The following is a 24593-nucleotide window of genomic DNA, read 5'->3' as shown; positions in this document are numbered from 1 at the left end:
ATGTTGGACGGATGCTCGTGCGCCGCGCCGCCGCCCTGACCGCGCTCACGATCTGCCTCACCGGCTGCGGCTCCTCGCCGTCGAAACCGGCTCAGTCCGCCGCCCCTTCGGCGTCGTCGCAGGCACCAGCCTCCGCATCGCCGTCCGTACAGGCGGCCGCGCCCGCCTCCGCCGCACCGGCCCCCGCCGGCATCCCCACGATCACCTACACGAAGGCCGCGACCGGGTTCCCCGCCGACCCCGACCAGTCCTCGACGGTCCCGCTGACCGAGGCGGCGCACCCGACGGCGAAGCTCGCCGCCTACGACGCGCCCGGCGGCACCGCCCGCGCCTACCTGACCCCCGACATCAGCGGCGTGCCGCTGGTCATGCCGATCGTCGCCCGGCGGTCCGGCTGGGTCGCGGTGCTGCTGCCGTCGCTCAACCGCAGCGTCGGCTGGCTCCCCGAGGGCGGCTGGAACAGGGTGCCGCTGCACGACCAGCTCATCGTGCGGCGCGGCGCGTTCACGCTCACCTGGGTCCGCGACGGCGCCGTCCAGCAGACGTGGACCGTCACGATCGGCGCGCCCGAGACCCCGACGCCGCTGGGGCGCACGTTCGTCCTGGGGCGCTCGTCGCTGCCGAGCAAGGTGTACGCGGGGCTCGACGTCCTCGCCCTCGGCGCCGTCCCGGACGACAAGGGCGCCGTCGCGGAGGGCCTGGCGGACGCGCACACCGGCATCCACGCCTGGTACCGCAACGAGTTCGGCTTCCGCCGCTCCAACGGCTGCGTCCGGATGCCGCCGGCCGCGCAGAAGGCGCTGCTCGACGAGGTCCCCGCCGGCACCAGCGTCGTCGTCCTGCCCTGATCTGCCTCCGCCTTCGTCTTCTCTGGTTGGTCGTCTTCTCTGATCGGTCGTCTTCGCGCGGTTCACTGGCGCTTCACTCGCGACGGCTTACCGTAGGGAAGGTGATCCGTACAGTGGCACTGATTGGTATCGACGGCGCCGGCAAATCCACCCAGGCCCGGTGGCTCGCCGACTGGCTCGACGCGAGCGGCACCCCCGCCCGCTACCACCGCAACGCCGCCGGACGGGTCTTCTTCAGCCGGCTCGCCCAGCGCCTCGGCCGCCGCGACGCCGAAGACCTGCTCGGCGTGCGGCTCTTCCTGCTGGTGGAGACGCTGCTGCGCGGCCTGGTCATCACGAGGGCGCTCCTGCTGTCCCGGCTGACCGGCACGGTGGCCGTCATGGACCGGTACACCTACTGCCAGTACACCAGCATCACCGTCCGCAAGGGCAGGCTCTGGCCCGCGCGGCTGCTCTTCCGCCTCCTGCCGCAGCCCGACCTCGTCTTCTACCTGGCGGTGCCGCCACCCGTGGCCCAGGCCCGGGTCGAGGCGCGGGGCAAGGACCACGAGGAGCTGGACTACCTGACGGCCTGCGACGAGGCGTACCGGGCGCTGCCGGAGGCTCCCCGGTTCACGATCGTCGACGCCGGCACCGACCCGTCGACGGTCCAGGCGTCCCTGCGCGCCGCGCTGCGCCCCGACCTGCTGCCGGGCGCGACCCAGCAGCCCTCGGCCCGCAGGACCTCCCACCTGCTCCCGATCGGCTGACCACCCGCATCCCTGCTCCGCACGGGGCCGGCCTGCCCGGCACGGATCATGCGGCGCTGCGCGGCCGGTCCGCCGTCGCGGTGTCTCGCGGCTGGTCCGCCTTCGCGGCGCCTCGCGGCCTGTCCGCCAGCGCGGCGCTTCGTGGCCGGTCCACCGTCGCGGCGCTTCGTGGCCGGTCCGCCAGCGCGGCACTTTGCGGCCGGTCCACCGTCGCGGCACTTCGTGGCCGGTCCGCCAGCGCGGCGCTTCGGTGGACGCCCGCCTCGCGGGCCGCCGATCGCACGGCCGTCCCGATCGGGTGACCCGCTCGCCTGTCGGAGAGCCGGCAGGTCGGACGCCGGTTAGCGTCGATGTCTCGGGCCGCGCGGGCATCCGAGCACGACGAAAGGAACGCGCGTGTTCTCCACCGGCGACGATCCCGCGGCGCGACTGCGACACGAGCTGCACACCCCGTTGACGTCGATCCTCGCGTACACCCGGCTGCTGCGAGACGACCTCGCCGGCGCCCCCGCCGCGGAAGCCCTGCGCGAGGGCGTCGCCTGCCTCGACGCCATCGACCGCAACGCGGTCCGCCTCCAGCGCTACGTCGACGGCGTCATCCTCCCCTTGGCCGCCGTCGACGAAGACCCCACGGCCACCCACCGCGCCGGCGCCACCGACCTGGTCGCGGTGCTGCGCGACGCCGTCGACCTGGCCCGCCGGGTGGCGGTCGCGGGCGCGGTGAGCATCCACGCGGACGCCCCCGCCACGGTCCAGGTCGCGGTCGACGACCTCGTCTGCCGGCACCTCGTCGGCCAGCTCGTCCTGTGGCTCGCGACAACCGCTCCGAGCCGCGCCCACATCGAGATCGCCCTGCGCGCGAACCCCGTACCGGCGATCGACGCGAAGATCGTCGCCCACGGCGAGCTGACCGCGCCGCAGCCCCGCCCCAGCGACCCGCAGAAGCCCACCGACCTGCGCGTGGCGAGCGCCGTCGCCAGCCTCTGCGGCGGCGAGGTCCGCCTGGACGAGACCTCGTTCCGCCTCACCCTGCCCGCCAGCGTCCTCGCAACTGCAAGCCACCTGTCCCCGTAGCGCGGCTCTCCGCAGCGCGGCTCCCCGCAGCGGCTCCCCGCAGCGGCTCCTCGCAGCGGCTCCTCGCAGCGCGCGACTCACGTCGCGCTGTGGCAGCAGTTCACCGGGGCGATGGACGGTAGCTGCCACATTCGTCCGTGCCCGGCCGAGCGACCGTCCGGTCCAAGACCTTCCTCGCCGACCTCGCCGCAGTGCGCGACTCCCCCACGGACATAGGTGACTCCCCGAGTAGCGCAACTCCCTGCAGCGCACAACGCGCGGGCGTCACGCAGGCGACCATCGCACACAACGCGCTCGCACACAACGCGCTCGCACACAACGCGCTCGCACACAACGCGCTCGCACACAACGCGCGCGTCGCGCGGGCGGGCGGGCGTCACATCGATCGGGGGGTCACCTATGTCCGTGGCTGGACTGCTCGCTGGCGGCGCCTGCTGTCAGGCACAGGCTCGGGTTCGGTGACCGGCGGGCCTTCTTCGTCGACCGTAACACTGCCCACCAAATCATGGCTGCGGAGCGAATCCACGCTGTCGCTTCCCGTCACGAAACGTTCGGAACCGCAGGTCAGAGGTCGACGATGCCGTCGAGCTCGCCGATCGTGCGGCGGACCGCGGGGCCGTGGGAGGTGAGCAGGCGGGCCTCGTGGCGGTGGGCCTCGGCGACGGCGTGGGCGAGGCCGAGGCTGCCGTTGAGCCGGGACGCGAGCCGGCCGAGGCCGACCGCGTCGCCGCCGTCGAGCGGGGCGACCGTGGCCGTGCTGAGGAGGGTGTCGAGGCGGGCGAGCTCCTCGGCGTACGCGAGCTCACTGCGCGTCTCGGCCAGCGACACCGCCGGCACCACGACCGTGCCGCCGGCGGAGAGGACGAGGCTGACCAGGTCGGCGACGCCCGGGTCGCCCTGTGTGTACGCGAGCACCGCCGACGGGTCGAGCACCAGCCCGACGGGGTCGCTCATGACCAGCCCATGAGGTCGCGGACCTGCTCACGGGACTCGGTACGGGCCTCGGCGGTGACCTTGGCGCCCGCGTCGTCGAGCCGCTTCCTGGCGCGGGCGCGGCGCTCCTGGTCAGGTCCGGGCTCGGCGGCGGCACCGGCACCGGGGTCGATCTCGGTCATGGCGTGACCGTACCCCTTAACATCGATCGCCGCGGTCCCCCGAAACGCCGATGCCCCGCAACGCCCGCCGAGGCCATCGGAAGGCTGCCGCGGGGCGTGTGGGACGGCGCCGGGTCGGGTCAGCGGCTGTGGGAGCGGAACGCGACCGGGTCGAACCGGCCGTACAGCAGCGGCGCGAGCCAGTGCGCGGCCTCCCGGCGGAACAGCGCGGGGGCGAGCGAGCCCGCCCCGTCCGGGACTGCGCCGACCAGGTCGCCGTCGAGGTCGTGCAGGTTGGTCCGGTGGACGAGCTCCGGCTCCGCCGGCCACGTGCCGAGGACCACGACCGCCGGGACGTCGCGGTGGGCGAGGGCCTGCAGTGTGAGCGCCGTGTGGTTGAGGGTGCCGAGGCCGGGACGGGCGACGACCACGGCGGTGGCGCCGAGCGCGGCGGCGAGGTCGAGCATCGTCCAGCCGCCCTCCCCCATCGGCACGAGGAGGCCGCCGGCCCCTTCGATGAGGGTGACGTCGTGCTCTTCCACGATGGTACGAAGGGCGAGCTGCGCCATCACCGCCGTCAGCGGGTCGTCGCCGGCGACCCGGGCCGCGGCCAGCGGGGCGAGCGGGTCGGGGAAGCTGGCGAGCGTGCGCACCGTGACGGGCTCCGCGAGCCGCGAGACGGTCGCGGCGTCGGGCTCGTCGCCGTCGGCGGTGCCGGTCTGCGCGGGTTTGACGACCGCGACCCGCCGCCCCGCCGCGGTCGCGGCGGCGGCGATGGCGGCGGTGACGATGGTCTTGCCGACGCCGGTGTCGGTGCCGGTGATGACGACCGCCCCGGTGATGGGCTCGGTCTCCGCCGGGGTCACGTCCTCCGACAGCACCGCCTCGGAGCGCAGCGCCTCCGACAGGAGGGCCTCAGCGGGCGAGACGTCATGGTCGGCGGTGCGCGGATCGCTCAAGGCACGTCCTTCACGGGCGCCGGGGTGGCGCGGTTCGGCCGGCGCACCCGCCAAGGGCGGCTCGGCTGGTCAGCACGCCCGCGAGGGCGCTTCAAGTCGGTCGCCCCGCAGGGACACTCGGATCGGTCAGCACGGGCCGGTCAGCACGGTCCCGAAGGGGACGCTCGGGTCGGTCAGCACAGCAGAGCGGTCGGCACGCCGTTCGACAGCGCCGTTGACGGCACCATCTCTCGGTCGCCGGCGGCTCAGGTCACGGGCCGCCGCCCTTCAGCAGTGGCCGCGGCGCCTTCCGGGAGCGTGCGGGGTCGGCCGCGCGCCGCCCGTCAGGGGCGCTCCTTGACGACGATGTCGAGCGCGTGCTCGAACGCCGCCGGTGGCACGCCGACGTTGACGGTGAGCCGAAGGCGCGACCGACCGTCCGGTGTGGACGGAGGGCGGAAGCAGCCTACCGCGACCCCCCGCTCACGACAGGCGGACGCCCACGCGAACGCCTCGTCGGCGCTCGGCGCACCGACGGAGATCACCCCGCCGGACGGGTCGGAGACCTCCAGGCCCTCGCCGCGCAGGCGGCTGACCGCGGTCGCGGCCCGGGTGGCGAGCTCGGCCCGCAGGTCGTCGCCGCCGACGAGGAGGTCGAGGGCCGCGAGGGCGCCGGCGGCGACGGCGGGCGGGAGGGCGGTGTCGTAGATGAACGTGCGGCCGGTGTCGACGAGCTGCCGGCCGAGCTGGCGCGGGCCGGCGACGACCCCGCCGGCGGCGCCGAGGGACTTCGACAGGGTCGCGGTGACGATCACGCCGGGCAGCCCGGAGAGGCCGGCGGCGGCGACCCCACCCGCACCGCGGGGACCGATGACGCCGAGGGCGTGCGCGTCGTCGACGAGCAGCAGCGCGCCGCCGGGGTGCGTCTGGCAGGTGGTGTACAGCGCAGCGAGCGGCGCGAGGTCGCCGTCGACGGAGAACACGCTCTCGGTCACCACCACGGCGGGCCGGTCGGGCGAGGCCGCGAGCAGCGCCCGGACGGCGTCGGGGTCGGCGTGCGGCGCGACGACGGTCGCGGCACCCTTCGAGGCGCTTCCGGCGCAGGCGAGCCGGCAGCCGTCGACGATCGAGGCGTGGTTGTGCGCGTCCGACACCACGAGCGTGCCGGGCCGCACCAGCGCGCGGATGGCGCCGAGGTTGGCGAGGTACCCGGACGAGTACACGAGCGCGGTCTGCGTGCCGAGCAGCCCGGCGAGGCCCGCTTCGAGGGCCTGGTGCGCGCCGGTGGAGCCGCGGACGAGCCGCGAGCCGGTCGCCCCGAGCCCGTAGTCGGCGAGGGCCCGGGCCGCGGCGGCGAGCACGTCGGGGTGCCGGGACAGGCCGAGGTAGTCGTTGCCGGCGAGGTCGATCACGTCGTCGTCGGCGCCGCGCGGGCGCAGCTCCCGGCGCAGCCCGGCAGCCTGCCGACCGGCGGCCTCAGCGTCCAGCGTGGACAGCCAGGATCCGTCGCGCACTCCCGCACCCTCCCGTTCTCGTTGTAGAACCTCTACGATGCCGTTTGTGCGATGTGCACAACATAGCCGACCACCTTCGGGCGGACCGCCCGACCCTAACGTTTTGTAAGGTACGAGCATGCTTGATGCTGCCAAGGCTGTCGTGGACACCGGAGTCGGGCTCGACCTCGAGGGCGTGCTCGCCGTGCTGCGCTGCTCCGACGAGGAGCTGCCCGACTATCTCGCGATCGCGCACGAGGTACGGATGACGTGGTGCGGCCCGGAGGTCGAGGTCGAGGGCATCGTCTCGCTCAAGACCGGCGGCTGCCCCGAGGACTGCCACTTCTGCTCGCAGTCCGGCCTGTTCACGTCCCCGGTCCGCGCCGTCTGGCTCGACATCCCGTCGCTGGTCGAGGCCGCGAAGCAGACCGCCGCGACCGGAGCCACCGAGTTCTGCATCGTCGCCGCCGTCCGCGGCCCCGACCAGCGGCTCATGACGCAGCTCGCCGACGGTGTCGCGGCGATCCGCGCCGCCGTCGACATCAACATCGCCGCGTCGCTGGGCATGCTGACCCAGGAGCAGGTGGACCAGCTGGCGGCTCTGGACATCCACCGGTACAACCACAACCTCGAGACCGCGAAGTCGCATTTCCCACAGGTCGTCACCACCCACACCTGGGACGAGCGGTGGGACACCCTGCGCATGGTCCGCGACGCCGGCATGGAGGTCTGCTGCGGCGGCATCCTGGGCCTGGGCGAGACGGTGGAGCAGCGGGCCGAGTTCGCGATCCAGTTGCAGGAGCTCGACCCGCACGAGGTCCCGCTCAACTTCCTCAACCCCCGCCCGGGCACTCCCCTCGGCGACCAGCCCGTCCTGGACCCGAAGGACGCGCTGCGGGCCATCGCCGCGTTCAGGCTCGCCCTGCCGCGCACCCTGCTGCGGTACGCCGGCGGCCGCGAGATCACCCTCGGCGACCTCGGCACCCGCGACGGCCTGCTCGGCGGCGTCAACGCGGTGATCGTCGGCAACTACCTCACGACCCTGGGCCGCTCCGCCGACCAGGACCTGGCCCTGCTCGACGAGCTGAGCATGCCGGTCAAGGCCCTGTCGGCAACGCTGTGACCGCCGTGACCACCACCTGGTGCGACCGCTGTGGGGAGCCTCTCACCGCCGACGCGCCGCACCCGGCGTGCGCGGCGGCACGGCGGCTGGAGCCACCCCGCTTCTGCCCGCAGTGCCGCCGCCGGATGAAGGTCCAGGTCCTCCCCCAGGGCTGGTCCGCCACCTGCGTCGAACACGGCGAAACCCACAACTGACCCAGGGCCTACCCAAGGGCTGGTCCGTGACGCGCCAGAAGGCGGGCCGACGGAAGCCAGGAGGACGTCTGGCCGAGGTCAGGCGGAGGTCGGGCCTGACCATTCGGCGGCCGCGGCGGCGGCCTTGTCCAGGGTGCGGGGGTTGGCGCGGCCCAGGGCGGCGCCAACAGCGCGGCTGGTGAGGCCGCCCCGCGGGTACAGGACGGCGGACGCCTTGCGGGTCTGCAGCAGGACCCTGGTCGCCCTGGGGCGGCGCAGGCGGCTGTACTCGTCCAGGGCCGGCGGGAGAGCCCCCCGCGAGGCGGTGAGGACGGCCTGCAGCGTGGCGACGTCCTCCAGGGCCAGACAGGCGCCCTGGGCGAGGTGGTGCGGCATGGCGTGGGCGGCGTCGCCGATGAGGGCGTAGCCGCCGCTGCCGGCCCTGACGCCGAACGTCTCCGGCAGCGGGGTCAGCTCGCCGATGGGCTCCTGGACGAGGTCGTCGGGCTCGGTGGCGGCGAGCAGCTGCGGGATCGGGGCGTGCCAGCCGGCGAACCACCGGCGCAGCAGCGCGAGCTGGCCGGCGGGCGGCTCGGGGCGCAGGGCGCCGGGGACGGTGGCGACCCAGGAGATGCCGCCGCGGGTGGAGCCGCCGGACGAGCCGCGGTCGCCGAGTGAGGCGTGGCTGAACCGGTGGCCGGCGTCGAGGGTCTCGCCGTGGTCGGGGAGGCCCGGCGGCAGGTCGGGGACGCGGTACCAGGGAATGACGGCCCGCCAGGCGGCGACGCCCGCGCTCGCGAACGACGTGGTGGGTGCCAGCCTGCGGCGGACGGCGCTCTGCACCCCGTCCGCGGCGACGATCAGGTCGGCCTCGAACGTGACCCGGCCGTCGCCGACGGCGGGCCGCTCGCGGTGGACCCTCGCGGGCTGCACCTCGATGCCGCTGCGGATGTCGACCTGCTCGCCGAGTCCCGCGATGAACGCGTCGTGGAGGTCTTCCCGGTGTACGACCACCGGCGGCGACTCGACGTCATCGGCGACCGCGCCGGGACGGACGAGCCACTGGCCGTCCGGGCGGCGGATGCCGACGGGCGGGACGGGGGTGGCGATGCCGTCCAGTCCCCCGGCCAGGCCGAGGCCCCGCAGCGCCCGGACCCCGTTGGGCCACAGGACGAGCGCGCCCCGGCCCGGGCGGAGCCGGTCGTCGCGTTCGAGGAGGGTTACCTGCCAGCCGGTCCGGGCGAGCGCGCCGGCCGCGGCGATCCCGCCGATGCCGGCGCCCACCACGACAGCGGTGCGCATCCGCTCGCTACCTCAGCCCTTACCGGACGTGCTGGCGGACGAACTGTCTGAGGCGCTGTCCGAGGCGCTGTCCGAGGCGCTGTCCGACGGATCGTCGGCGTCGTCGGCCTCCGGCTCCTCGTCACCCACGGTATCCGACGAATCAGACGTGTCCGACTTCACCAGCGAGGGCCCGTCGGACGACTCAGCCGCATCCGACGGGTCCGAACCCTCAGCCGGGTCCGAGACGTCGGACGAAGCCGGCGCGAGCTCGGCGGAAGGCTCGCCGGTGACGGGGGTGATACGGCCGTTCTCGTCGTACGTGACGCGCTCCTGCGGCCCGCGCACCCGCACGAAGTACACGAGGGCGGCGGCGAGGACGATGAGCGACGTCCAGTTGTTGAGACGCATGCCCAGGAAGTGGTGGGCGTCGTCGATGCGCAGCGCCTCGATCCAGAACCGGCCGGCGCAGTACAGCGCCACGTACAGCGCGAACGCCCGCCCTCTGCCCAGGGACCAGCGCTTGTCGACGTACCAGACGACCGCGGCGACGCCGAGGCACCACAGGAACTCGTAGAGGAACGTGGGGTGGAAGGTGCCGAGCTCCATCGGCTCGCCGTTGACCATCTGGGCGTGGCCGGCCTTCGCGTCCCAGGTGTAGACCTTGAGCGCCCACGGCAGGTCGGTCGCCTTGCCGTACAGCTCGTTGTTGAACCAGTTGCCCCAGCGGCCGAGCGCCTGCGCGACGGGCAGGCCGACGGCGAGCGTGTCGGCGGCCATCGCGAAGGGCAGGTTCATCCGGCGGCAGGCGATGTAGGCGCCGACGGCGCCGCCCGCGATGCCGCCCCAGATGCCGAGGCCGCCCTCCCAGATCTTGAACGCCTTGATCAGGTCACCGTTCTCGCCGAAGTACGCCTCGGGCGAGGTGATGACGTGGTAGAGACGGGCGCCGATGATGCCGGCGGGGACCGCCCACACCGCGATGTCGAGGATCACCCACGGCGGGGCGCCACGGTGGCGAAGCCGCCGGTCGGCGATGAAGCACGCGGCGACGATGCCGAGCACGATGCACAGCGCGTAGGCGCGCAGCGGCACCGTTCCGATCTCCCAGACGCCCTGCGTGGGGCTGGGGATCACGGCCAGCGGGGTAAGGGCAGCATCCACGGGTGCACACGCTACCGCCGATCCGCCGAAACGCGATGCCCTGGGTTCGCCCAATTCGCCACCCCACGCTCGACGGAAAGCCACTCCGACCGGCGAAGATCACCACCAGCGAAGGTGTCGCAACGGTCCGCTATGGCGCCTAGAGTGCGAATATGAGCTACGAAGTCACGTCTGCCGTCGCCGCGATCATCGAGGATGCCGCCGGCCGTGTGCTGCTGTGCCAGCAGGCGGGTGGTCACCAGCTGTGGGGCCTGCCCGGAGGGCGGGTCCGTGTGGCGGAGAGCCCGGTGCACGCCGCCGTCCGCGACATCTTCGAGGAGACCGGCCTGGAGGCCCAGATCGTCGAGCTCGTCGGCCTGTACGAGGTGACGGGCGACGGCTGCGGCGAGGCGATGCCGGATCTGTTCGTCCACGTGTTCCGCGGCCGCCTGGACGGCGGCGGCGGGCCGGCCCTGAACGCACCGGGCCGGATCAGCCGCCTGGCCTGGCACGACCCGGCCGCACTGCCGGAGCCGCTGACCGCCACCACGCGGACCGCCATCGCCGACGCGAGCGCGGGCCGCACCGGGGTGATCCGCCAGATCAAACGCGACATCCAACGCGAGGTCGAGGCCGTCGAGGCCGTCGAAGCCTGAGCGACCCCCGAGCGACCCCTGAGCAGCCCTGAGCAGCCCTGAGCAGCCGCGGAGCAGGCACTGGAGCATGCCCCAGAGCAAGCCGCGGAACAGGGCACTGGAGCCGGTACGGGAGCAGGCACAGAAGCAGGCACGGGGCGCCCCCGGAGCCAGGCACTGGAGCCAGGCACTGGAGCAAGCCCTGGAGCAAGCCCTGGAGCAAGCCCTGGAGCGGGCACGGGAGCGGGCACGGGAGCAGACACAGGAGCGGCCCCCGGACATGTCCGCTTCGCGAACATGTCCGACATTTCGGTTATGTCGGGGAGCGCAGCGAGTCGACATAACCGGGGCGGCCGTCGACACGACCAGAGCAGCCGCACGCACCACCAGAGCAGCTGCCGCACCACCAGAAGCGGCCGTCGACACGACCGGGGCGGCCGCGTGATGGCCGGGTCGTGGCGGCTGAAATATTCACGGGACCTGGATGATGTACTGGTCCCGTGGCCTACTACGCGCTCGGCGACTCCATGTCCATCGACGAGTACGCCGGCGGCCCCGGGCTCGGTGCCGCCTCGCTGCTCGCCGACGACTTCGGCATCGAGCTGACGCTGCTCGCCCGCGACGGCGCGACCAGCGAGGACGTCGTGCGCTTCCAGCTGGACAAGGTCGAGGGCCGGCCCGCCTTGATCACGCTGACGATGGGCGGCAACGACCTCCTCGAAACCCTGTTCAGGACGGGAGCCGACCGCGAGGAGGCGGAGCGCGCCCTCGCCAAGATCGCCGGCAACTTCGAGGTCGTGCTGCCCACCCTCGCCGCGACCGGGGCGCGTGTGATCGTCAGCACGGTGTACGACCCGACCGACGGCACCGGCGACCTGACCTGGGCCGGGCTGCCGTCGTGGCCGGGTGGCCTGGCGATCCTGGCGGCGCTGAACGGCGCGATCCGCGACGCGGCGGCCCGGCACGGCGCGGTGGTCGCGGACCTGCACGCCGCGTTCCTCGGCCACGGCGCCAAGGCCGGCGACGTGACCGCCCCCGACCCCCGACCCGCCAACCGCGACCTGTGGCTGTGCGGCCACATCGAGCCCAACGCCTGGGGCGCCGAGGCGATCCGCGACACCTGGCGAGCAGCCCTGCGCTAGCCCCATCCGCGACACCCTGGCGAGGCGGCCCTGCGCTAAAACAGCCACGACACCTGCCGAGACGGCCCCGCGCTAAGCCAGCCGCGGAAACACCGGGTCCGGGGTGCCGACCCGGTCGCCGGAGCCGAGCCGCACGGCGAGCCGGGCCGCGCCGGACGGCAGGAACGGCGCCAGCTCGCGGGTCACCTCCCGGCAGACGGCCACGAGCTCGCCGAGCACCGCGTCGAGCTCCGCGTCCCGCCCCTGCTTCGCGAGCTCCCACGGCCGGGCCGTCTCGACCAGCCGGTTGCCCCCGGTGACGGCGCCGCACAGCGCCTCGGTCGCCGCCCGGAAGTCGAACCCCGCGAGGGCCCGGTCCACCGCCGAGGCCAGCCCGGTGTCCGCGGCGGACCCCGTGACGACCCCGGACCGGTACCGCCGCACCAGGCTCACCGTCCGGTTGACGAGGTTGCCGACCCCGTTGGCGAGGTCCTGGTGGTACCGCTGCCGCAGCCGCTCCTCGGTGAAGTCGGTGTCCCCCAGCGGCGCCACCTCGCGCAGCAGCCACCAGCGCAGCGCGTCCCCGCCGAACCGGGCGGCGAGGTCTCCCGGGTCGACCGCGTTGCCGGCGCTCTTGGAGAGCTTGGCGCCGCCGACCGTCAGGTACTCGTGGACGAAGATCGTCGTCGGCAGCGGCAGCCCGGCGGACAGCAGCAGCGCGATCCAGTACACGGCGTGGAAGCGCACGATCCCCTTGCCGATCACGTGCACCCGCTCGGCGGCGTCCTGCCACCAGTCGCGGTAGAGGTCTGGGTCGTCGAGCGCGGTGACGTAGTTGGCGAGGGCGTCCCACCAGACGTAGACGACCTGCGACGGGTCGCCCGGCACGGGGATGCCCCAGCCGCCGGCACGGGCGGCGGGCCGGGACACGCTGATGTCCTGCAGGCCGGCCCGGACGAACGCGAGGACCTCGTTGCGTTTCGCCGCCGGCTCGACCCGGACCTCGCCGGACTCCAGCGCCGCCAGGACGCGGCCGGTGTACGCCGACAGCCGGAAGAACCAGTTGGACTCGGTGACGACCTCCAGGGGCGCGTCGTGCTCGGCGCACCCCTCGGCCGGCTCGTAGAACTGTTCGCAGCCCTGGCAGTACAGGCCCTGGTAGTCGCGCTGGTAGAAGTCGCCGTTCGCGGCGGTGCGCCGCCACAGGGTCTCGACCCCTCTGCGGTGGCGGGCGTCGGCGGCGGTACGGATGAAGTCGTCGAACGACAGGTCCAGCACCGGCCGGAGCGCGGCGAACCGGTCGGCGTTCGCGGTGACGAACGAGGCCACGTCGACGCCCGCGGCGGCGGCCGCCGTGACGTTCTTCAATGCGTTCTCGTCGGTGCCGGTGAGGAACCTGACCCGTTGCCCGCGCAGCCGCCGGTGCCGGGCGAGGACGTCGGCCTGGACGAGCTCCAGGGCGTGCCCGAGGTGCGGGGCGGCGTTGACGTACGGGATGGCGGTGGTGACGTAGAAGCTCATGTCGGATCTCCGGTCTGCCTGGACGGGGCGACCTGATCCGGCTCGCCCCAGGACCAAGGGGCGAGTGGTGAGCGGATTCAGCGCACGCCGACGGACCCCGTGACGGGGCGCATCATTCGACCGGCGTACATGGGGTCAGCGTACCCCGAGCGCGAACAGCTTTTCGAGCGCCGCGAAGTACACGTGGTCGCCGGACAGCAGCAGCGGCTCGGCGCCGTGCAGCGCGTCGAAGGCCAGCTCGCGGCGCAGCAGGACCGTCCCGGCGGCGGCGTCGAAGGCGAGCAGCTCGCTGCGGTGCACGGGCGCGCCGTCGCGGATCGCGAACTGGTACACGACCGCGTAGAGCACGCCGCCGCCGGTCACCGGCGCCCAGTAGGACGTCGCGACCTCGGCGCCGGCCATGCCCCAGTCGCGGGTCCAGCGGACCACGCCGTCGCGCACCGCGAACCCGGCGGCGCGGCCGTGCGCGTCGAGGACCATGAGGGTCTGCCCGTCGGTCGTGGCCGACCGCGGATCGATCAACGTCGTGGTGTCGCACCAGCGGCGGGCGCCGTCGGCGACCGACACCGCGCAGACGCCGCCGAGGCCGGTGGTGTAGGCGACGCCGCCGGCCGCGATCACCCACGGGCCGCTGACGTCCTGCCGCCACACCCGCGCGCCGGTCCTCAGGTCGAACGCGGCCAGCCCCGTGCCGGTGCCCGCCTCGAACGGCTGCAGGGCGACGCCGGCGTCCGCGACGGGCGGGTGCAGGCCCGCCTCGCCGTCCAGGGGCGCGGTCCACGCGACGGCGCCGCCGTCCAGGCGCAGCGCGGTCAGGGTCGCGCCCGCCGCGCGCAGCACCAGGTCCCCGACGACGGTGAACCCGCCGGACACCTCACCGGGCAGCGGCGTCTCCCACTGTTTGTCGCCGCGGCCGGTGTACGACGTGAGGAAGCGCGCGCCGAGGTCGCCGGACGGCACGTCGATCGCCTGCGACTCGACCAGCAGCGCGCCGCCGGTGCCGCCCGGGATCGACGCGAGCTGGCCGAACCTGCGGTCCGGGGCGTCCACGACCGGGCCGAGGTCGACGCCGGTGACCGCGTCGTGCCGGCGGATCTGGCCGGTCGGGCCGCCGGAGGAGCGCAGCAGGACGCCGTCGGTGACGACCGCGCCGCCGACCTGCTCGTCGGGGCGGGACACGGGCGCGGTCCACACGGTGTCGAGCCGCGCGGCGGACCGCGTGCCGAGGTAGGGGGTCACCGGCTGGTACCCGCTGCGGCCCGGGCCGTTGCCGTCCTGCCGCCAGCCGGCGTCGGCGACGGTCGCCGCCGGACGTTCCGTGACCGGGACGGCCAGGGCGAGGCCGGGCGCCGCGGAGAGCAGGAGCGCTACAGGTACCAAACGGAAAAATCGCCGCACGCCCGGCTCAACGACTCCGGTCGGGCGGAGTGACTCACCGGCGCCGCGCGCCGCCGGCGCTCAGCGCGACTCCGGCCGGGCGGGCCGGCTCAGCGACGCCGCCCGCCTGCAGCCGGACGTGACGCCGCGACGGCGCCGCACCGCTTTCGACCCGACATGACCGGCTCAGCAGCGGCGCACCGCTTTCGACCCGACGTGACCTGCTCAGACAGCGGCGCACCGCCTTCGGCCCGGCGTGACGGGCTCAGCAGCGGCGCACCGCTTTCGACCCGGCGTGACGGGCTCAGCGGCGCCGCACGCCCTCCGCCAGGTCGGCGCTCAGCGCGGCGACGGCGGCGACGCCGTCGGCCGGGGTCGCGGCGTCCAGCAGGCACCGCACGAGGGCGCTGCCGACGATGACCCCGTCGGCGAACGCGCCGACCTCCGCGGCCTGGTCGCCGTTGGAGACGCCCAGACCGACCGCGACCGGCACGGACGGGTCGGCCTTGCGGACCCGCTCGACGAGGGCCGGAGCGGCGCTGCTGGTGCTGCTGCGGGCGCCCGTGACGCCCATGACGCTGGTCGCGTAGACGAACCCGCGGCACTTGCCGGCGGTCATCGCGATCCGGGCGTCGGTCGACGACGGCGACACCAGGAAGACCCGGTCCAGGCCGTGCGCGTCGGACGCGGCGAGCCACGGCGCCGACTCGTCGGGGATCAGGTCGGGCGTGATCAGCCCGGCGCCGCCGGCGGCGGCCAGGTCCGCGGCGAACCGGTCGACGCCGTGCCGCTCGACCAGGTTCCAGTACGTCATGACGAGGATCGGCGCGCCGGCCGCGGCGACCGCCTCGACGGTGCGCAGCCCGTCGGCGACCCGGAAGCCGCCCGCGAGGGCCGCCTCGGTGGCCCGCTGGATGACGGGGCCGTCCATGACCGGGTCGGAGTACGGCAGGCCGACCTCGACGATGTCCACCCCGTTGTCGATCATCGCCTTGATGGCGTCGATCGCGCCGGGCACGGTCGGGAACCCGGCCGGCAGGTAGCCGATGAGCGCGCTGCGGCCCTCCGCGCGGGCCTTCTCGAACGCGACGGAAACACTCACTGTCGTCACACCCCGAAGAAGTCGCGCGCGGTGTCCATGTCCTTGTCGCCGCGGCCGGACAGGCAGATCAGCACGACCGGCTCCCGGCCGAGGTCGGCGGCGAGCTTCGGGACGACCCGCAGCGCACCGGCGACCGCGTGGGCGCTCTCGATCGCGGGGATGATCCCCTCGGTCCGGCACAGCAGCTTGAACGCGGCCATCGCCTCGGCGTCGGTGACCGGCTCGTAGATCGCGCGGCCGGTGTCGTGCAGGTACGCGTGCTCCGGGCCGACGGCCGGGTAGTCCAGGCCGGCGGAGATGGAGTGCGACTCGACGGTCTGCCCGTCCTCGTCCTGCAGCAGGTACGTGCGGGCGCCGTGCAGCACGCCCATGGAGCCGCCGGTGATGCTGGCCGCGTGCCGGCCCGTGTCGACGCCGTCGCCGCCGGCCTCGAAGCCGTACAGCTTGACGCCCTCGTCGGGGACGAACGCGTGGAACGCGCCGATCGCGTTGGACCCGCCGCCGACGCACGCGGCGACCGCGTCGGGCAGCCGGCCCGCCTGCTCCAGGATCTGCTTGCGGGCCTCGACGCTGATGCCGCTGACGAAGTCGCGGACCATCGCCGGGAACGGGTGCGGGCCGGCGGCGGTGCCGAGCAGGTAGTGGGTCGTGTCGACGTTGGTGACCCAGTCGCGCAGCGCCTCGTTGATCGCGTCCTTGAGCGTCTTCGAGCCGGTCGTGACGGGCACGACGGTCGCGCCGAGCATCCGCATGCGGGCGACGTTGAGCGCCTGGCGGCGGGTGTCCTCTTCGCCCATGTACACGATGCACTCGAGGTCGAGCAGGGCGCAGGCGGTGGCGCTGGCGACACCGTGCTGGCCGGCGCCGGTCTCGGCGATGACCCGGTGCTTGCCCATCCGCTTCGTCAGCAGCGCCTGGCCGAGCACGTTGCGGACCTTGTGGGCGCCGGTGTGGTTGAGGTCCTCACGCTTGAGGAACACGCGGGCGCCGGCGTGCGCGGACAGCCGGTCCGCGCGGTACAGCGGCGACGGGGTGTTGGCGTAGTCGCGCAGCAGCCGGCCGAACTCGGCCTGGAACGCCTCGTCCGCCTGGGCGTGCCGGTACGCGGCGTCGAGGCCGTCGAGCGCGGCGATGAGCGCCTCGGGGACGAACCGCCCGCCGAACTCGCCGAAGTGCCCCGACTGGTCCGGCAGCAGGCCCGCGGCGGACAGGAACGCGTTCACCGGGCGGGCCGCGGCGTCGCCGGGTGGCTGCCGGCCGTGACGAGCTCGGCGACCGCGTCGCGCGGGCTCTTCTGCGTGACGAGCCCCTCGCCGACCAGCACCGCGTCGGCGCCGGCCGACGCGTAGCGGATCAGGTCGTGCGGCCCGCGGACCCCGGACTCGGCGATCTTCACGATGTCGTTGGGCAGGCCGGGCGCGATCCGCTCGAACACGGTCCGGTCGACCTCGAGCGTCCGCAGGTTGCGCGCGTTGATCCCGATGACCCGCGCGCCGGCCTCCAGGGCGCGGTCGGTCTCCTCCTCGTCGTGCACCTCGACCAGGGCCGTCATGCCCAGGCTCTCGATGCGGTCGAGGAGGCCCGACAGGGTGTTCTGGTCCAGCGCGGCCACGATCAGCAGGACGAGGTCGGCGCCGAACGCCCGGGCCTCGTGCACCTGGTAGGACGACACGACGAAGTCCTTGCGCAGCAGCGGCACGTCGACGGCGGCGCGCACGGCGGCGAAGTCGTCGAGGCTGCCGCCGAACCAGCGGCCCTCGGTCAGCACGCTGACGGCGCGGGCACCGCCCGCCGCGTACTCCTTGGCCAGCTCCGCCGGATCCGGGATCTCGGCGAGCTGCCCCTTCGACGGCGAAGCGCGCTTGACCTCGGCGATCACCCCGACACCGGGGGCCCGCAGCTTGGCGTAGGCGTCGATGGGCGGTGCCGCCTGCGCCGCGGCTGCCTTGATCTCGTCCAGGGGCTTCTGCGCCTCGCGGATGGCCAAGTCTTCGCGCACGCCGGCGAGGATCTCGTCGAGCACACGGCCAGATTCCGCGTTGATCAAGGAGCTCCCCTCTCCGGTGGTCATGCGTCCGATGCTAGGAGCCCCCCGGTCAGTGGATGCCCGTGGGGGTATGGCCGACGTCACCTGATGGACTAGGGCATAATGCGTTGCCGTTCGTATGGTTGAGTGCATGAGCGTCACTGCGGCAAACGCCCTGACCTCGCGTTGGGCGGCCGCCTCCGACGGCCCGGCGGTCTTCTCCGGCGCGGGGGTCTACCCCCTGCTCAGCACCCTCGCGAGCGTCGCCGCCGGCCCGGCTCGCGACGAGCTGCTCGCGGTCGCGCCGTCGCCCCTGCCGCTGCCGCCCGGCTTCGCGGCCGGCGTCTGGACGCGGCACGACCTCCCGCTCACCCCCGGCTGGGATCCGGGGAGCCGCCTGTCCGGCGACCCCGCCGCCGACCAGCGGCGCCTCGACGCGTGGGCCGCCGAGCGGACCGGCGGGCGGATCACGGCGCTGCCGGTCGCCGTCGACGGCGACACCGGGCTCGTGCTCGCGTCCGCGCTGTCCGTGGTCACCGAGTGGGTCCAGCCGTTCGACGACTCGACCATGACCCCGGCCGCGGGCCCCTGGTCCGGCCGCCCGCTGCCCGCCCTGTTCCGCAAGCACACCGCCGCCGGCGCCCTCGAGCCGCTGCGCCGCGTCGACGGCGTCACGCTGCTCACCGTCGCGGGCACCGGGGACGTCGACGTCGTGCTCGCCCTCGGTACCGACGCCGCCGCCCCCGGCTCGGTCCTGTCCACCGCCATCGACGGCCGGCACCGGGCCGCCCCGTCGACCGGCGGCCCCGGGGTGACCGTCCAGGAGGTCGACGCCGCCTCGCCGGAGCCCGAGCTGGTGGTGACCCTGCCGTCGTTCGACGTCACCGCCCACCACGACCTCCTGGCCCTCGACCGGCTGTTCGGGCTGCGGACCGCGGCGCGGGACGGCACGTTCCCCGGGATCAGCCCCGTCGACCTGGCCGTGTCGTCGGCCCGCCAGCAGGCCATGGCGTCGTTCACCGCCCTGGGCTTCCAGGCCGCGACGGTGACCGCCCTCGCCATGTACCCCCTCGCCTATCACCCGCCGACCACCCGGAAGCTGCGGGTGACGGTCACGTTCGACCGGCCGTTCGGGTTCCTCGCCGTGCACCGCCCGACCGGCCTCGTCCTCGTCGCCGGCTGGGTCACGACGCCATGACCCCCGAGACCCCCGAGACCCCCGGGGCGAACGCCCTCACCGCCGCCTGGGCCCGCACGGTCACCGCCGGCACGGTGCTGTCCGGCGCCGGCGTGCACCCGCTGCTGCACCTCCTCGCCACCGCCGCGTCCGGGTCGGGCGCGGGTGGGAGCCGCCCGGCCTGTACCTGACGGTGCCGAGGTTCACCGTCAGCGGCGGCCACGACCTCCTCGCGCACGCCGACCTCTTCGGGCTCCGCGCGGGCACTTCCCCGGGCTCAGCCCGTGGCCCCTCGCCGTGTCGCAGGGGACGCAGACGGCGACCGCCACGTTCACCGCCCTCGGCTTCCAGGCCGCCGCGGTCAGCGTCCTGGAGCTGCTGGGGGGGCGGCGCGCCGGCCGGGGACCACGAGCAGGTCCAGGTCACGTTCGACCGGCCGTCCGGGTTCCTCGCCGAGCACCGGCCGACGGGGCTCGTCCTCTTCGCGGGCTGGGTCGACGAGCCGACCCCCTGGGAGCCTGAGGTCATCGTCCTGTCGTAGGGGCCACGATCATGGGGCGTCCCGCGACATACTGCGGGCATGCGGAGGGGCGTGGCGACGCTGGCGGTCGCGGTCACACTGGCCGGGTGCGCGCCGGCGGGCGGGCAGCCACCGGCGGCCGACCGGTCGTGGACCGCGGTGGCCCCGGCACCATTGCGGGCGCGGCACGACGCGCTCGGGGTGTGGGACGGGCGGCGGTTCGTCGTCGTGGGCGGATCGGCGGAGACGCCGTGCCCGCCGACCGCGTCCTGCAGGGCGGTGACCGCACTGACCGACGGCGCCGCGTACGACCCGGCGGACGGCACCTGGCGGCCGATCGCCGCGGCGCCGGTGCCGCTGGGCGTGGGTGACCAGCTCGTGGCCGCCGGCGGCCGGGTGTACGCGCTGACCCGGGAGTCGTTCCTGGCGTACGACGGCGACGGCGACCGCTGGACGAAGCTGCCCCCGCCGCCGGGCGTGGGGATGCTGCTCGACGCGGGCGGCACGCCGGTCGTCATCGCCGGGACCGACGAGCACGGCCCGACCGTCGACGCGGCGTTCGACGTCGCGACCGGCGCGTGGCGGGTCCTGCCCGACGACCCGCTCGGCCCGTCCTTCGACCGCAAGGCGGTGTGGACCGGCGACCGGCTGCTGCTCGGCGCGAAGGACCTCGTGCCGGACCCCGGCGCCACGAAGCCGTCGCTGCTGCGGCTGGCCGCGCTCGACGCCGCGCTGACGACGTGGGCGGCGCCCACGACCACGGAGATCCTCGGCGGCAGCGTGACGACCGCGGGCGGCGCCGTCGTGTGGACCGGCACCGGCAGCGCGGACGGCGGGCAGGTCGGCAACTGGGGCCGCGCCTACGCCGAGGGCGGCATCCTCGCCTCCGCCACCGGCGCGTGGCGGCCACTGCCGGCGGCGCCGCGGCCGGCCGGTCCGCTGCCGATCGACCCGGCGCTCAGCACCGGCAGCCGGGTCACGGTCGGCGGGCACCTGCTCGACCCGGCGGCCGGCGAGTGGCTGCGCCTGCCCGACCCGCCCGGCGGCAAGCGCTTCGCCGCGACGGTCGTGGGCGGCCCCGACATGGTGCTCCTGTGGGGCGGCGCGGTGGAGCACGACGCCGGACACAACCTCGGCGACGGCCACCTGCTGCGGATCTAGGACGCCGGCTCCTCGTCCGCGGGGCGGCGCCAGCGGGCCGGGGTCTCGCCGCGGGCCTGCATCTCCTTCCACTTCGCGAACGGGTCGTAGTCGACCTCCAGGGGCTCCTGCGCCGGGCGCTCGGCCTCCGGGACGTGCACCAGGTTGAGCCGGATGCGGGTCCACAGGCTGTTGACGCCGCGCATCGAGTCGACGAGGACGTCGGCGGGCTCCAGGAGCGGCCAGACGGCCGGGTGGCGGGCCTTCCAGCGTTCGAGGCCTTCGAGGGCCTCCTCCTTGGTCGCGGCGCGGGCGATCTCGATCAGCGGCATGGTCGGCACGCGGCGGCCCGTGCCCTTCTTCGCCGGGGCCTTCTTGAAGGTGGCGGCCAGCTCCAGCAGCGGCGTCAGGTCGCCCCGGGCGTCCTCGATCCCGGCCCACGCGTCCGGCCGGCCCTGGACCGACTCCATCGTGTAGTCGGCGGGGTCGCAGCCGGGCACCTCGTCCCAGGTGAGCGGGGTGGAGACCCGGGCCTCCTCGGACGGCCGGACGGAGTAGCCGGAGGCGGTGGTGTGGTCCTTCGCGTTCTGGTTGTAGTCGACGAACACGCCGTGCCGCTCCTCCTTCCACCACGCCCCGGTCGCGATCTCCGGCGCCCGGCGGGCCACCTCCCGGGCGAAGCCCTCCGCGGCCCGGCGGACCTCGGCGAACGTCCAGTTGGGGTGGATCCGCGCGTACACGTGAAACCCGCGCGAACCGGAGGTCTTCGGCCATCCGACGAGGCCGTGGTCGGCCAGCACGTCGCGGGCCACCAGCGCCACCTCGACCACCTGCGACCACGGCACCCCCGGCACGGGGTCCAGGTCGATGCGCAGCTCGTCGGGGTGATCGACGTCCTCGGCGAGGACCGAGTGGGTGTGCAGCTCCAGGCAGCCGAGGTTGACGACCCAGGCGAGCTGGGCCGCGTCGCGCAGCACGACCTCCTCGGCGGTGCGGCCCGACGGGTACCGCAGCTGCGCCGTCTCGATCCAGTCGGGGCGTTTCTCGGGCGCGCGTTTCTGGAAGAACGCCTCGCCCTCGATGCCGTTGACGTAGCGTTTCAACGCCATCGGCCGGCCGCCCGCGCCGCGCAGGGCGCCTTCGGCGACGGCGACGTAGTAGCGGACGACGTCGAGCTTCGTGCGGCCCGACTTCGGGAAGTACACCTTGCCGGGGTTGGTGACGGTCACCTCGCGCCCGGCGACCTCGAGGACTTCCTTGCTGTTGCTCGCCGAGTTGCTCGCCATAGGCGAAACCCTACTTGTCCGCGGTCGGATCCTCGCCCCGATCGAGGGCGTCCCAGAGCTCCGTCTGCGGTGTCTTCGCGGCGGTACGGGCGGTGGGCCGGTCGTACCGGGCACCCATCTCCGGCCACGTGTCGCTGCTGCGGATGGCGACGCCACCGGCGGCCACGACCACGAGGGCCGCGACGATCGTGACGATCGGCCAGCCCACGTCGATGTGGTGCTGCAGGGCCTCGGTCACCGCGCCGACGATGCCGATGCCGGCGAGGGCGAGGAGGCCGCCGACGATCGTCCTGAGCCGGCCGCGGGTCGCGAGCAGGGCGCCCGCGCCGGCGAGGCCGACCGCGCCGAGGGCGGGCAGCCACGGCGACAGCTCGCTGCCCGTGCGGTACTCGGTCATCGGCGGCAGCGGCGACACCTGATGCGTCATGACCGCGTCCCAGTGGCGGGTGGCGGCGAACAGCACCACCGCCGAGGCGGCCGCGGTCGCGATCGTGGTGACCGCCAGCCCCCGCCGGCCGTGCGTCGGGCCTTGTTTCGGATCGGCCATGGGGCTTTGTCCTGGATCGGTCGTGGCGCCTTGTTCTGAACCGGTCGTGGGGCCTTGTTCTGGACCGGTCGTGGGGCTTTGTTGTGGACCGGTCATCGCGCCGGCCGCAGGGTCTCGGCGGTCGCGATCGCGGCGAGGACGGCGGCGGCCTTGTTGCGGGTCTCCGTCTCCTCCGACAGCGGGTCGGAGTCGGCGACGATGCCGGCGCCGGCCTGCACGTACGCCATCCGGTCCCGCATGAGCGCGGTCCGGATCGCGATGGCCGTGTCCATGTCGCCGCCGAAGCCGAAGTAGCCGACGACGCCGCCGTACAGGCCGCGCCGGGTCGGCTCGAGCTCCTCGATGATCTCCATGGCCCTGACCTTCGGCGCCCCGGAGAGCGTCCCGGCCGGGAACGTCGCGGCGAGGGTGTCGAACGCTGACCGGTCGTCCTTGAGCTCGCCGACGACGGTCGACACGATGTGCATGACGTGGCTGTACCGCTCGACGGTCATGAACTCCGGCACCTCGACCGTCCCCGGCTTGCAGACCCGCCCCAGGTCGTTGCGGGCGAGGTCGACGAGCATGACGTGCTCGGCGCGCTCCTTCGGGTCGGCGAGCAGGTCCGCGGCGAGCGCGTTGTCCTCCTCGGGCGTCGCGCCCCGCCAGCGGGTGCCCGCGATCGGGTGCAGCAGCGCCCGCCGCCCGTCGACCTTGACGTGTACCTCCGGCGACGAGCCGACGACGTCGAAGCCCTCGAAGCGCAGCAGGTACATGTAGGGGCTCGGGTTCGTGGAGCGCAGCACCCGGTACACGTCGAGGGGGTCGGCGTCGGTGGCCCGCTCGAACCGCTGCGCGACCACGATCTGGAAGCACTCCCCGGCCCGGATCGCCTCCTTCGCGACCTCGACGGCCTTCGGGTACTCCCCCGCCGGGGTCCGGCTGACCACCTCGCCCGGCCCCTGCTTGTCCACTGTGGACACCAGCGGCGGCGTCGGCCTGGACAGCGCCGTCGTCATCGCGTCCAGGCGGCCGATGGCCTGGTGGTACGCGGCCCTGACGGTCGCCTCGTCGGCGTCCTTCCCGGGCAGGACGGCGTTGGCGATCAGCAGCGCCGTGCCCTCGAAGTGGTCCAGCGCCACCAGGTCGGTCGCCACCATCATGCCGAGCTCGGGGTGGTGCAGGTCGTCCTCGGCGAGCTGCGGCAGCCGCTCGAAGCGCCGGACCGCGTCGTACGACAGGAACCCGACGAGACCGCCCGACAACGGCGGCAGGTCCAGCCCCTTGAGGTCGGCGTCGTCGCCGGTGAGCGCCTCGATGGTCTGCTTGAGCACGTGCGTGGGGTCGCCCGTGGTGGGCAGGTTGGCCGGCGGCTCGCCCAGCCACTGCGCGTCACCGTCCCGCTCGACCAGCGTCGCGACGCTGCGGACGCCGATGAAGCTGTACCGCGACCACACCGCCCCCGCCGAGCCGGCGCCCTGCTCCGCGGACTCCAGCAGGAAGGTCCCCGGGCCGCCGGCGAGCTTCCGGTACACCCCGACCGGCGTCTCACCGTCGGCGAGCAGCCGCCGGGTCACCGGCACCACCCGCCGGGTCCTCGCCAGCTCGCGGAACGCCGCCTCGTCCGGCGCCACCATCCCGGTCGTCATCGCGTCACCTTCAGGTCCGTGTAGAAGCAGGTGTGGTTGCCCGTGTGGCACGCGGCGCCGGTCTGCTCGACCGTCACCAGCAGCGTGTCGCCGTCGCAGTCGATCGCCACCGACCTGACGTGCTGCACGTGACCGGACGTCTCGCCCTTCACCCAGTACGCGTTGCGGCTGCGCGACCAGTACGTCGCCCGCCCCGTCGTCAGCGTCCGATGCAACGCCTCGTCGTCCATCCACGCCAACATCAACACCTGCCCGGTCCCGTGCTCCTGCACGACCGCAGGCACCAACCCGGCCTCGTTCCGACGCAGACGGTCCGCAACTTCTGGATCAAGGTTCGACGACACCCCCTAATTCTCCCGCACGGCCCTCTCCCGCCAGTTTGGGGTCTATGGCTGGCCGTGTTTGCGGAGTACCTTGACGGTGCGCCGCACGGAAGTCTGGGCGGTCGCTCATCCCTCCCCGCCTGCCGTCGGCCGACCCTCCTCGCCGGGGGCTCCGCCTGCCGTCGGCTCGGTGGCTCCGGGCCGGGCGCCGTTTGGCCTCCCGGCGTCCGCGACCCCAGCGCTGAGCCCACAGCAGTCTGAACGGGTGGCCCTC

25 protein-coding genes are annotated in these 24593 nt (G+C 74.2%); 10 read left to right on the top strand and 15 right to left on the bottom strand.

All coding sequences use genetic code 11. The features are described from left to right. Positions 1-11: 11 nt before the first annotated feature. From AB0J72_RS38160 to AB0J72_RS38150, 3 genes are all read left to right on the top strand, one after another. Positions 12-848 carry a L,D-transpeptidase gene (locus AB0J72_RS38160; RefSeq protein ID WP_363407928.1) on the top strand — a complete coding sequence of 279 codons (837 nt, stop codon included), beginning with the start codon at positions 12-14 and terminating at the stop codon, positions 846-848. A 113-nt stretch (positions 849-961) separates the two neighbouring features. Continuing rightward, the gene (locus AB0J72_RS38155; protein ID WP_363407925.1) at positions 962-1597 is read left to right on the top strand and encodes a thymidylate kinase; all 636 of its coding nucleotides are present in this window, start codon (positions 962-964) and stop codon (positions 1595-1597) included. A 396-nt stretch (positions 1598-1993) separates the two neighbouring features. Then, on the top strand, positions 1994-2671 hold the full coding sequence (locus AB0J72_RS38150; protein WP_363407922.1) for a histidine kinase dimerization/phospho-acceptor domain-containing protein: 678 nt from the start codon (positions 1994-1996) through the stop codon (positions 2669-2671). 564 nt (positions 2672-3235) lie between these two features. On the opposite strand, the gene AB0J72_RS38145 is transcribed toward AB0J72_RS38150, so the two are convergent. The 4 genes from AB0J72_RS38145 to AB0J72_RS38130 all read right to left on the bottom strand — a co-directional run bounded on the left by AB0J72_RS38145 (position 3236) and on the right by AB0J72_RS38130 (position 6217). Next, positions 3236-3625, bottom strand: a complete 390-nt coding sequence (locus tag AB0J72_RS38145) for a PIN domain-containing protein (RefSeq protein WP_363407919.1) — start codon at positions 3623-3625, stop codon at positions 3236-3238. Beyond that, a complete protein-coding gene (locus tag AB0J72_RS38140; protein ID WP_363407916.1) occupies positions 3622-3786 on the bottom strand; it encodes a hypothetical protein in 165 nt (54 codons plus the stop codon). Before AB0J72_RS38140 ends, AB0J72_RS38145 begins: the two co-directional genes overlap by 4 nt. A 119-nt stretch (positions 3787-3905) precedes the next feature. Beyond that, complete coding sequence (gene bioD / locus AB0J72_RS38135; protein ID WP_363408008.1) at positions 3906-4631, bottom strand: dethiobiotin synthase; 726 nt, start codon at positions 4629-4631, stop codon at positions 3906-3908. A gap of 416 nt (positions 4632-5047) precedes the next feature. Then, a complete protein-coding gene (locus AB0J72_RS38130) occupies positions 5048-6217 on the bottom strand; it encodes an 8-amino-7-oxononanoate synthase (RefSeq protein WP_363407913.1) in 1170 nt (389 codons plus the stop codon). A gap of 118 nt (positions 6218-6335) precedes the next feature. Between AB0J72_RS38130 and bioB the strand changes: the two genes are divergently transcribed. Further along, positions 6336-7319, top strand: a complete 984-nt coding sequence (bioB, locus tag AB0J72_RS38125; RefSeq protein WP_363407910.1) for a biotin synthase BioB — start codon at positions 6336-6338, stop codon at positions 7317-7319. Continuing rightward, on the top strand, positions 7316-7513 hold the full coding sequence (locus tag AB0J72_RS38120; RefSeq protein ID WP_363407907.1) for a hypothetical protein: 198 nt from the start codon (positions 7316-7318) through the stop codon (positions 7511-7513). The genes bioB and AB0J72_RS38120 overlap by 4 nt, the downstream gene beginning before the upstream one ends. A gap of 78 nt (positions 7514-7591) precedes the next feature. On the opposite strand, the gene AB0J72_RS38115 is transcribed toward AB0J72_RS38120, so the two are convergent. Both AB0J72_RS38115 and lgt read right to left on the bottom strand, forming a co-directional pair. Further along, positions 7592-8794 carry an NAD(P)/FAD-dependent oxidoreductase gene (locus tag AB0J72_RS38115; protein ID WP_363407905.1) on the bottom strand — a complete coding sequence of 401 codons (1203 nt, stop codon included), beginning with the start codon at positions 8792-8794 and terminating at the stop codon, positions 7592-7594. A gap of 12 nt (positions 8795-8806) precedes the next feature. Continuing rightward, a complete protein-coding gene (lgt, locus tag AB0J72_RS38110) occupies positions 8807-9937 on the bottom strand; it encodes a prolipoprotein diacylglyceryl transferase (RefSeq protein ID WP_363407902.1) in 1131 nt (376 codons plus the stop codon). 152 nt (positions 9938-10089) lie between these two features. Here lgt and AB0J72_RS38105 point away from each other — a divergent pair, with 152 nt between their 5' ends. Both AB0J72_RS38105 and AB0J72_RS38100 read left to right on the top strand, forming a co-directional pair. Next, a complete protein-coding gene (locus AB0J72_RS38105; RefSeq protein ID WP_363407899.1) occupies positions 10090-10572 on the top strand; it encodes an NUDIX hydrolase in 483 nt (160 codons plus the stop codon). A 479-nt stretch (positions 10573-11051) separates the two neighbouring features. Beyond that, positions 11052-11693 carry a GDSL-type esterase/lipase family protein gene (locus AB0J72_RS38100; RefSeq protein WP_363407896.1) on the top strand — a complete coding sequence of 214 codons (642 nt, stop codon included), beginning with the start codon at positions 11052-11054 and terminating at the stop codon, positions 11691-11693. A gap of 72 nt (positions 11694-11765) precedes the next feature. Here AB0J72_RS38100 and AB0J72_RS38095 read toward each other — a convergent pair whose 3' ends face one another. The 5 genes from AB0J72_RS38095 to trpC form a co-directional block, all read right to left on the bottom strand. Further along, a complete protein-coding gene (locus AB0J72_RS38095; protein ID WP_363407893.1) occupies positions 11766-13193 on the bottom strand; it encodes a methionine--tRNA ligase in 1428 nt (475 codons plus the stop codon). 135 nt (positions 13194-13328) lie between these two features. After that, the gene (locus AB0J72_RS38090; RefSeq protein ID WP_363407890.1) at positions 13329-14573 is read right to left on the bottom strand and encodes a PQQ-binding-like beta-propeller repeat protein; all 1245 of its coding nucleotides are present in this window, start codon (positions 14571-14573) and stop codon (positions 13329-13331) included. 301 nt (positions 14574-14874) lie between these two features. After that, complete coding sequence (gene trpA, locus AB0J72_RS38085) at positions 14875-15672, bottom strand: tryptophan synthase subunit alpha (protein ID WP_363407887.1); 798 nt, start codon at positions 15670-15672, stop codon at positions 14875-14877. 5 nt (positions 15673-15677) lie between these two features. Next, complete coding sequence (trpB, locus tag AB0J72_RS38080) at positions 15678-16883, bottom strand: tryptophan synthase subunit beta (RefSeq protein WP_363408005.1); 1206 nt, start codon at positions 16881-16883, stop codon at positions 15678-15680. Between the two features lie 8 nt (positions 16884-16891). Further along, complete coding sequence (trpC, locus tag AB0J72_RS38075) at positions 16892-17695, bottom strand: indole-3-glycerol phosphate synthase TrpC (protein WP_360558675.1); 804 nt, start codon at positions 17693-17695, stop codon at positions 16892-16894. Positions 17696-17849: 154 nt separating this feature from the next. Between trpC and AB0J72_RS38070 the strand changes: the two genes are divergently transcribed. The 3 genes from AB0J72_RS38070 (at position 17850) to AB0J72_RS38060 (ending at position 20556) form a co-directional block, all read left to right on the top strand. Continuing rightward, complete coding sequence (locus tag AB0J72_RS38070; RefSeq protein WP_363407884.1) at positions 17850-18896, top strand: serpin family protein; 1047 nt, start codon at positions 17850-17852, stop codon at positions 18894-18896. After that, on the top strand, positions 18893-19066 hold the full coding sequence (locus tag AB0J72_RS38065; protein WP_363407881.1) for a hypothetical protein: 174 nt from the start codon (positions 18893-18895) through the stop codon (positions 19064-19066). Before AB0J72_RS38070 ends, AB0J72_RS38065 begins: the two co-directional genes overlap by 4 nt. 389 nt (positions 19067-19455) lie before the next feature. Then, on the top strand, positions 19456-20556 hold the full coding sequence (locus AB0J72_RS38060) for a hypothetical protein (protein ID WP_363407878.1): 1101 nt from the start codon (positions 19456-19458) through the stop codon (positions 20554-20556). Here AB0J72_RS38060 and ligD read toward each other — a convergent pair. From ligD to hisI, 4 genes are all read right to left on the bottom strand, one after another. Continuing rightward, entirely contained in the window at positions 20553-21821 is a 1269-nt protein-coding gene (gene ligD, locus AB0J72_RS38055; protein WP_363407875.1) for a non-homologous end-joining DNA ligase, read from the bottom strand. The genes AB0J72_RS38060 and ligD overlap by 4 nt on opposite strands. Positions 21822-21831: 10 nt before the next feature. Next, positions 21832-22368: a Trp biosynthesis-associated membrane protein gene (locus tag AB0J72_RS38050; protein ID WP_363407872.1), complete on the bottom strand. Its 537-nt coding sequence runs from the start codon at positions 22366-22368 to the stop codon at positions 21832-21834. Between the two features lie 92 nt (positions 22369-22460). Continuing rightward, complete coding sequence (locus AB0J72_RS38045) at positions 22461-23996, bottom strand: anthranilate synthase component I (RefSeq protein WP_363407869.1); 1536 nt, start codon at positions 23994-23996, stop codon at positions 22461-22463. Continuing rightward, positions 23993-24340, bottom strand: coding sequence for a phosphoribosyl-AMP cyclohydrolase (hisI, locus tag AB0J72_RS38040; RefSeq protein WP_363407866.1), 348 nt, complete (start codon positions 24338-24340; stop codon positions 23993-23995). The genes AB0J72_RS38045 and hisI overlap by 4 nt, the downstream gene beginning before the upstream one ends. Positions 24341-24593 lie beyond the last annotated feature (253 nt).

Source organism: Dactylosporangium sp. NPDC049742, assembly GCF_040674675.1.
In the GTDB taxonomy this organism is placed as follows: domain Bacteria; phylum Actinomycetota; class Actinomycetes; order Mycobacteriales; family Micromonosporaceae; genus Dactylosporangium; species Dactylosporangium maewongense.
This window is presented reverse-complemented; position numbering and strand designations above follow the sequence as displayed.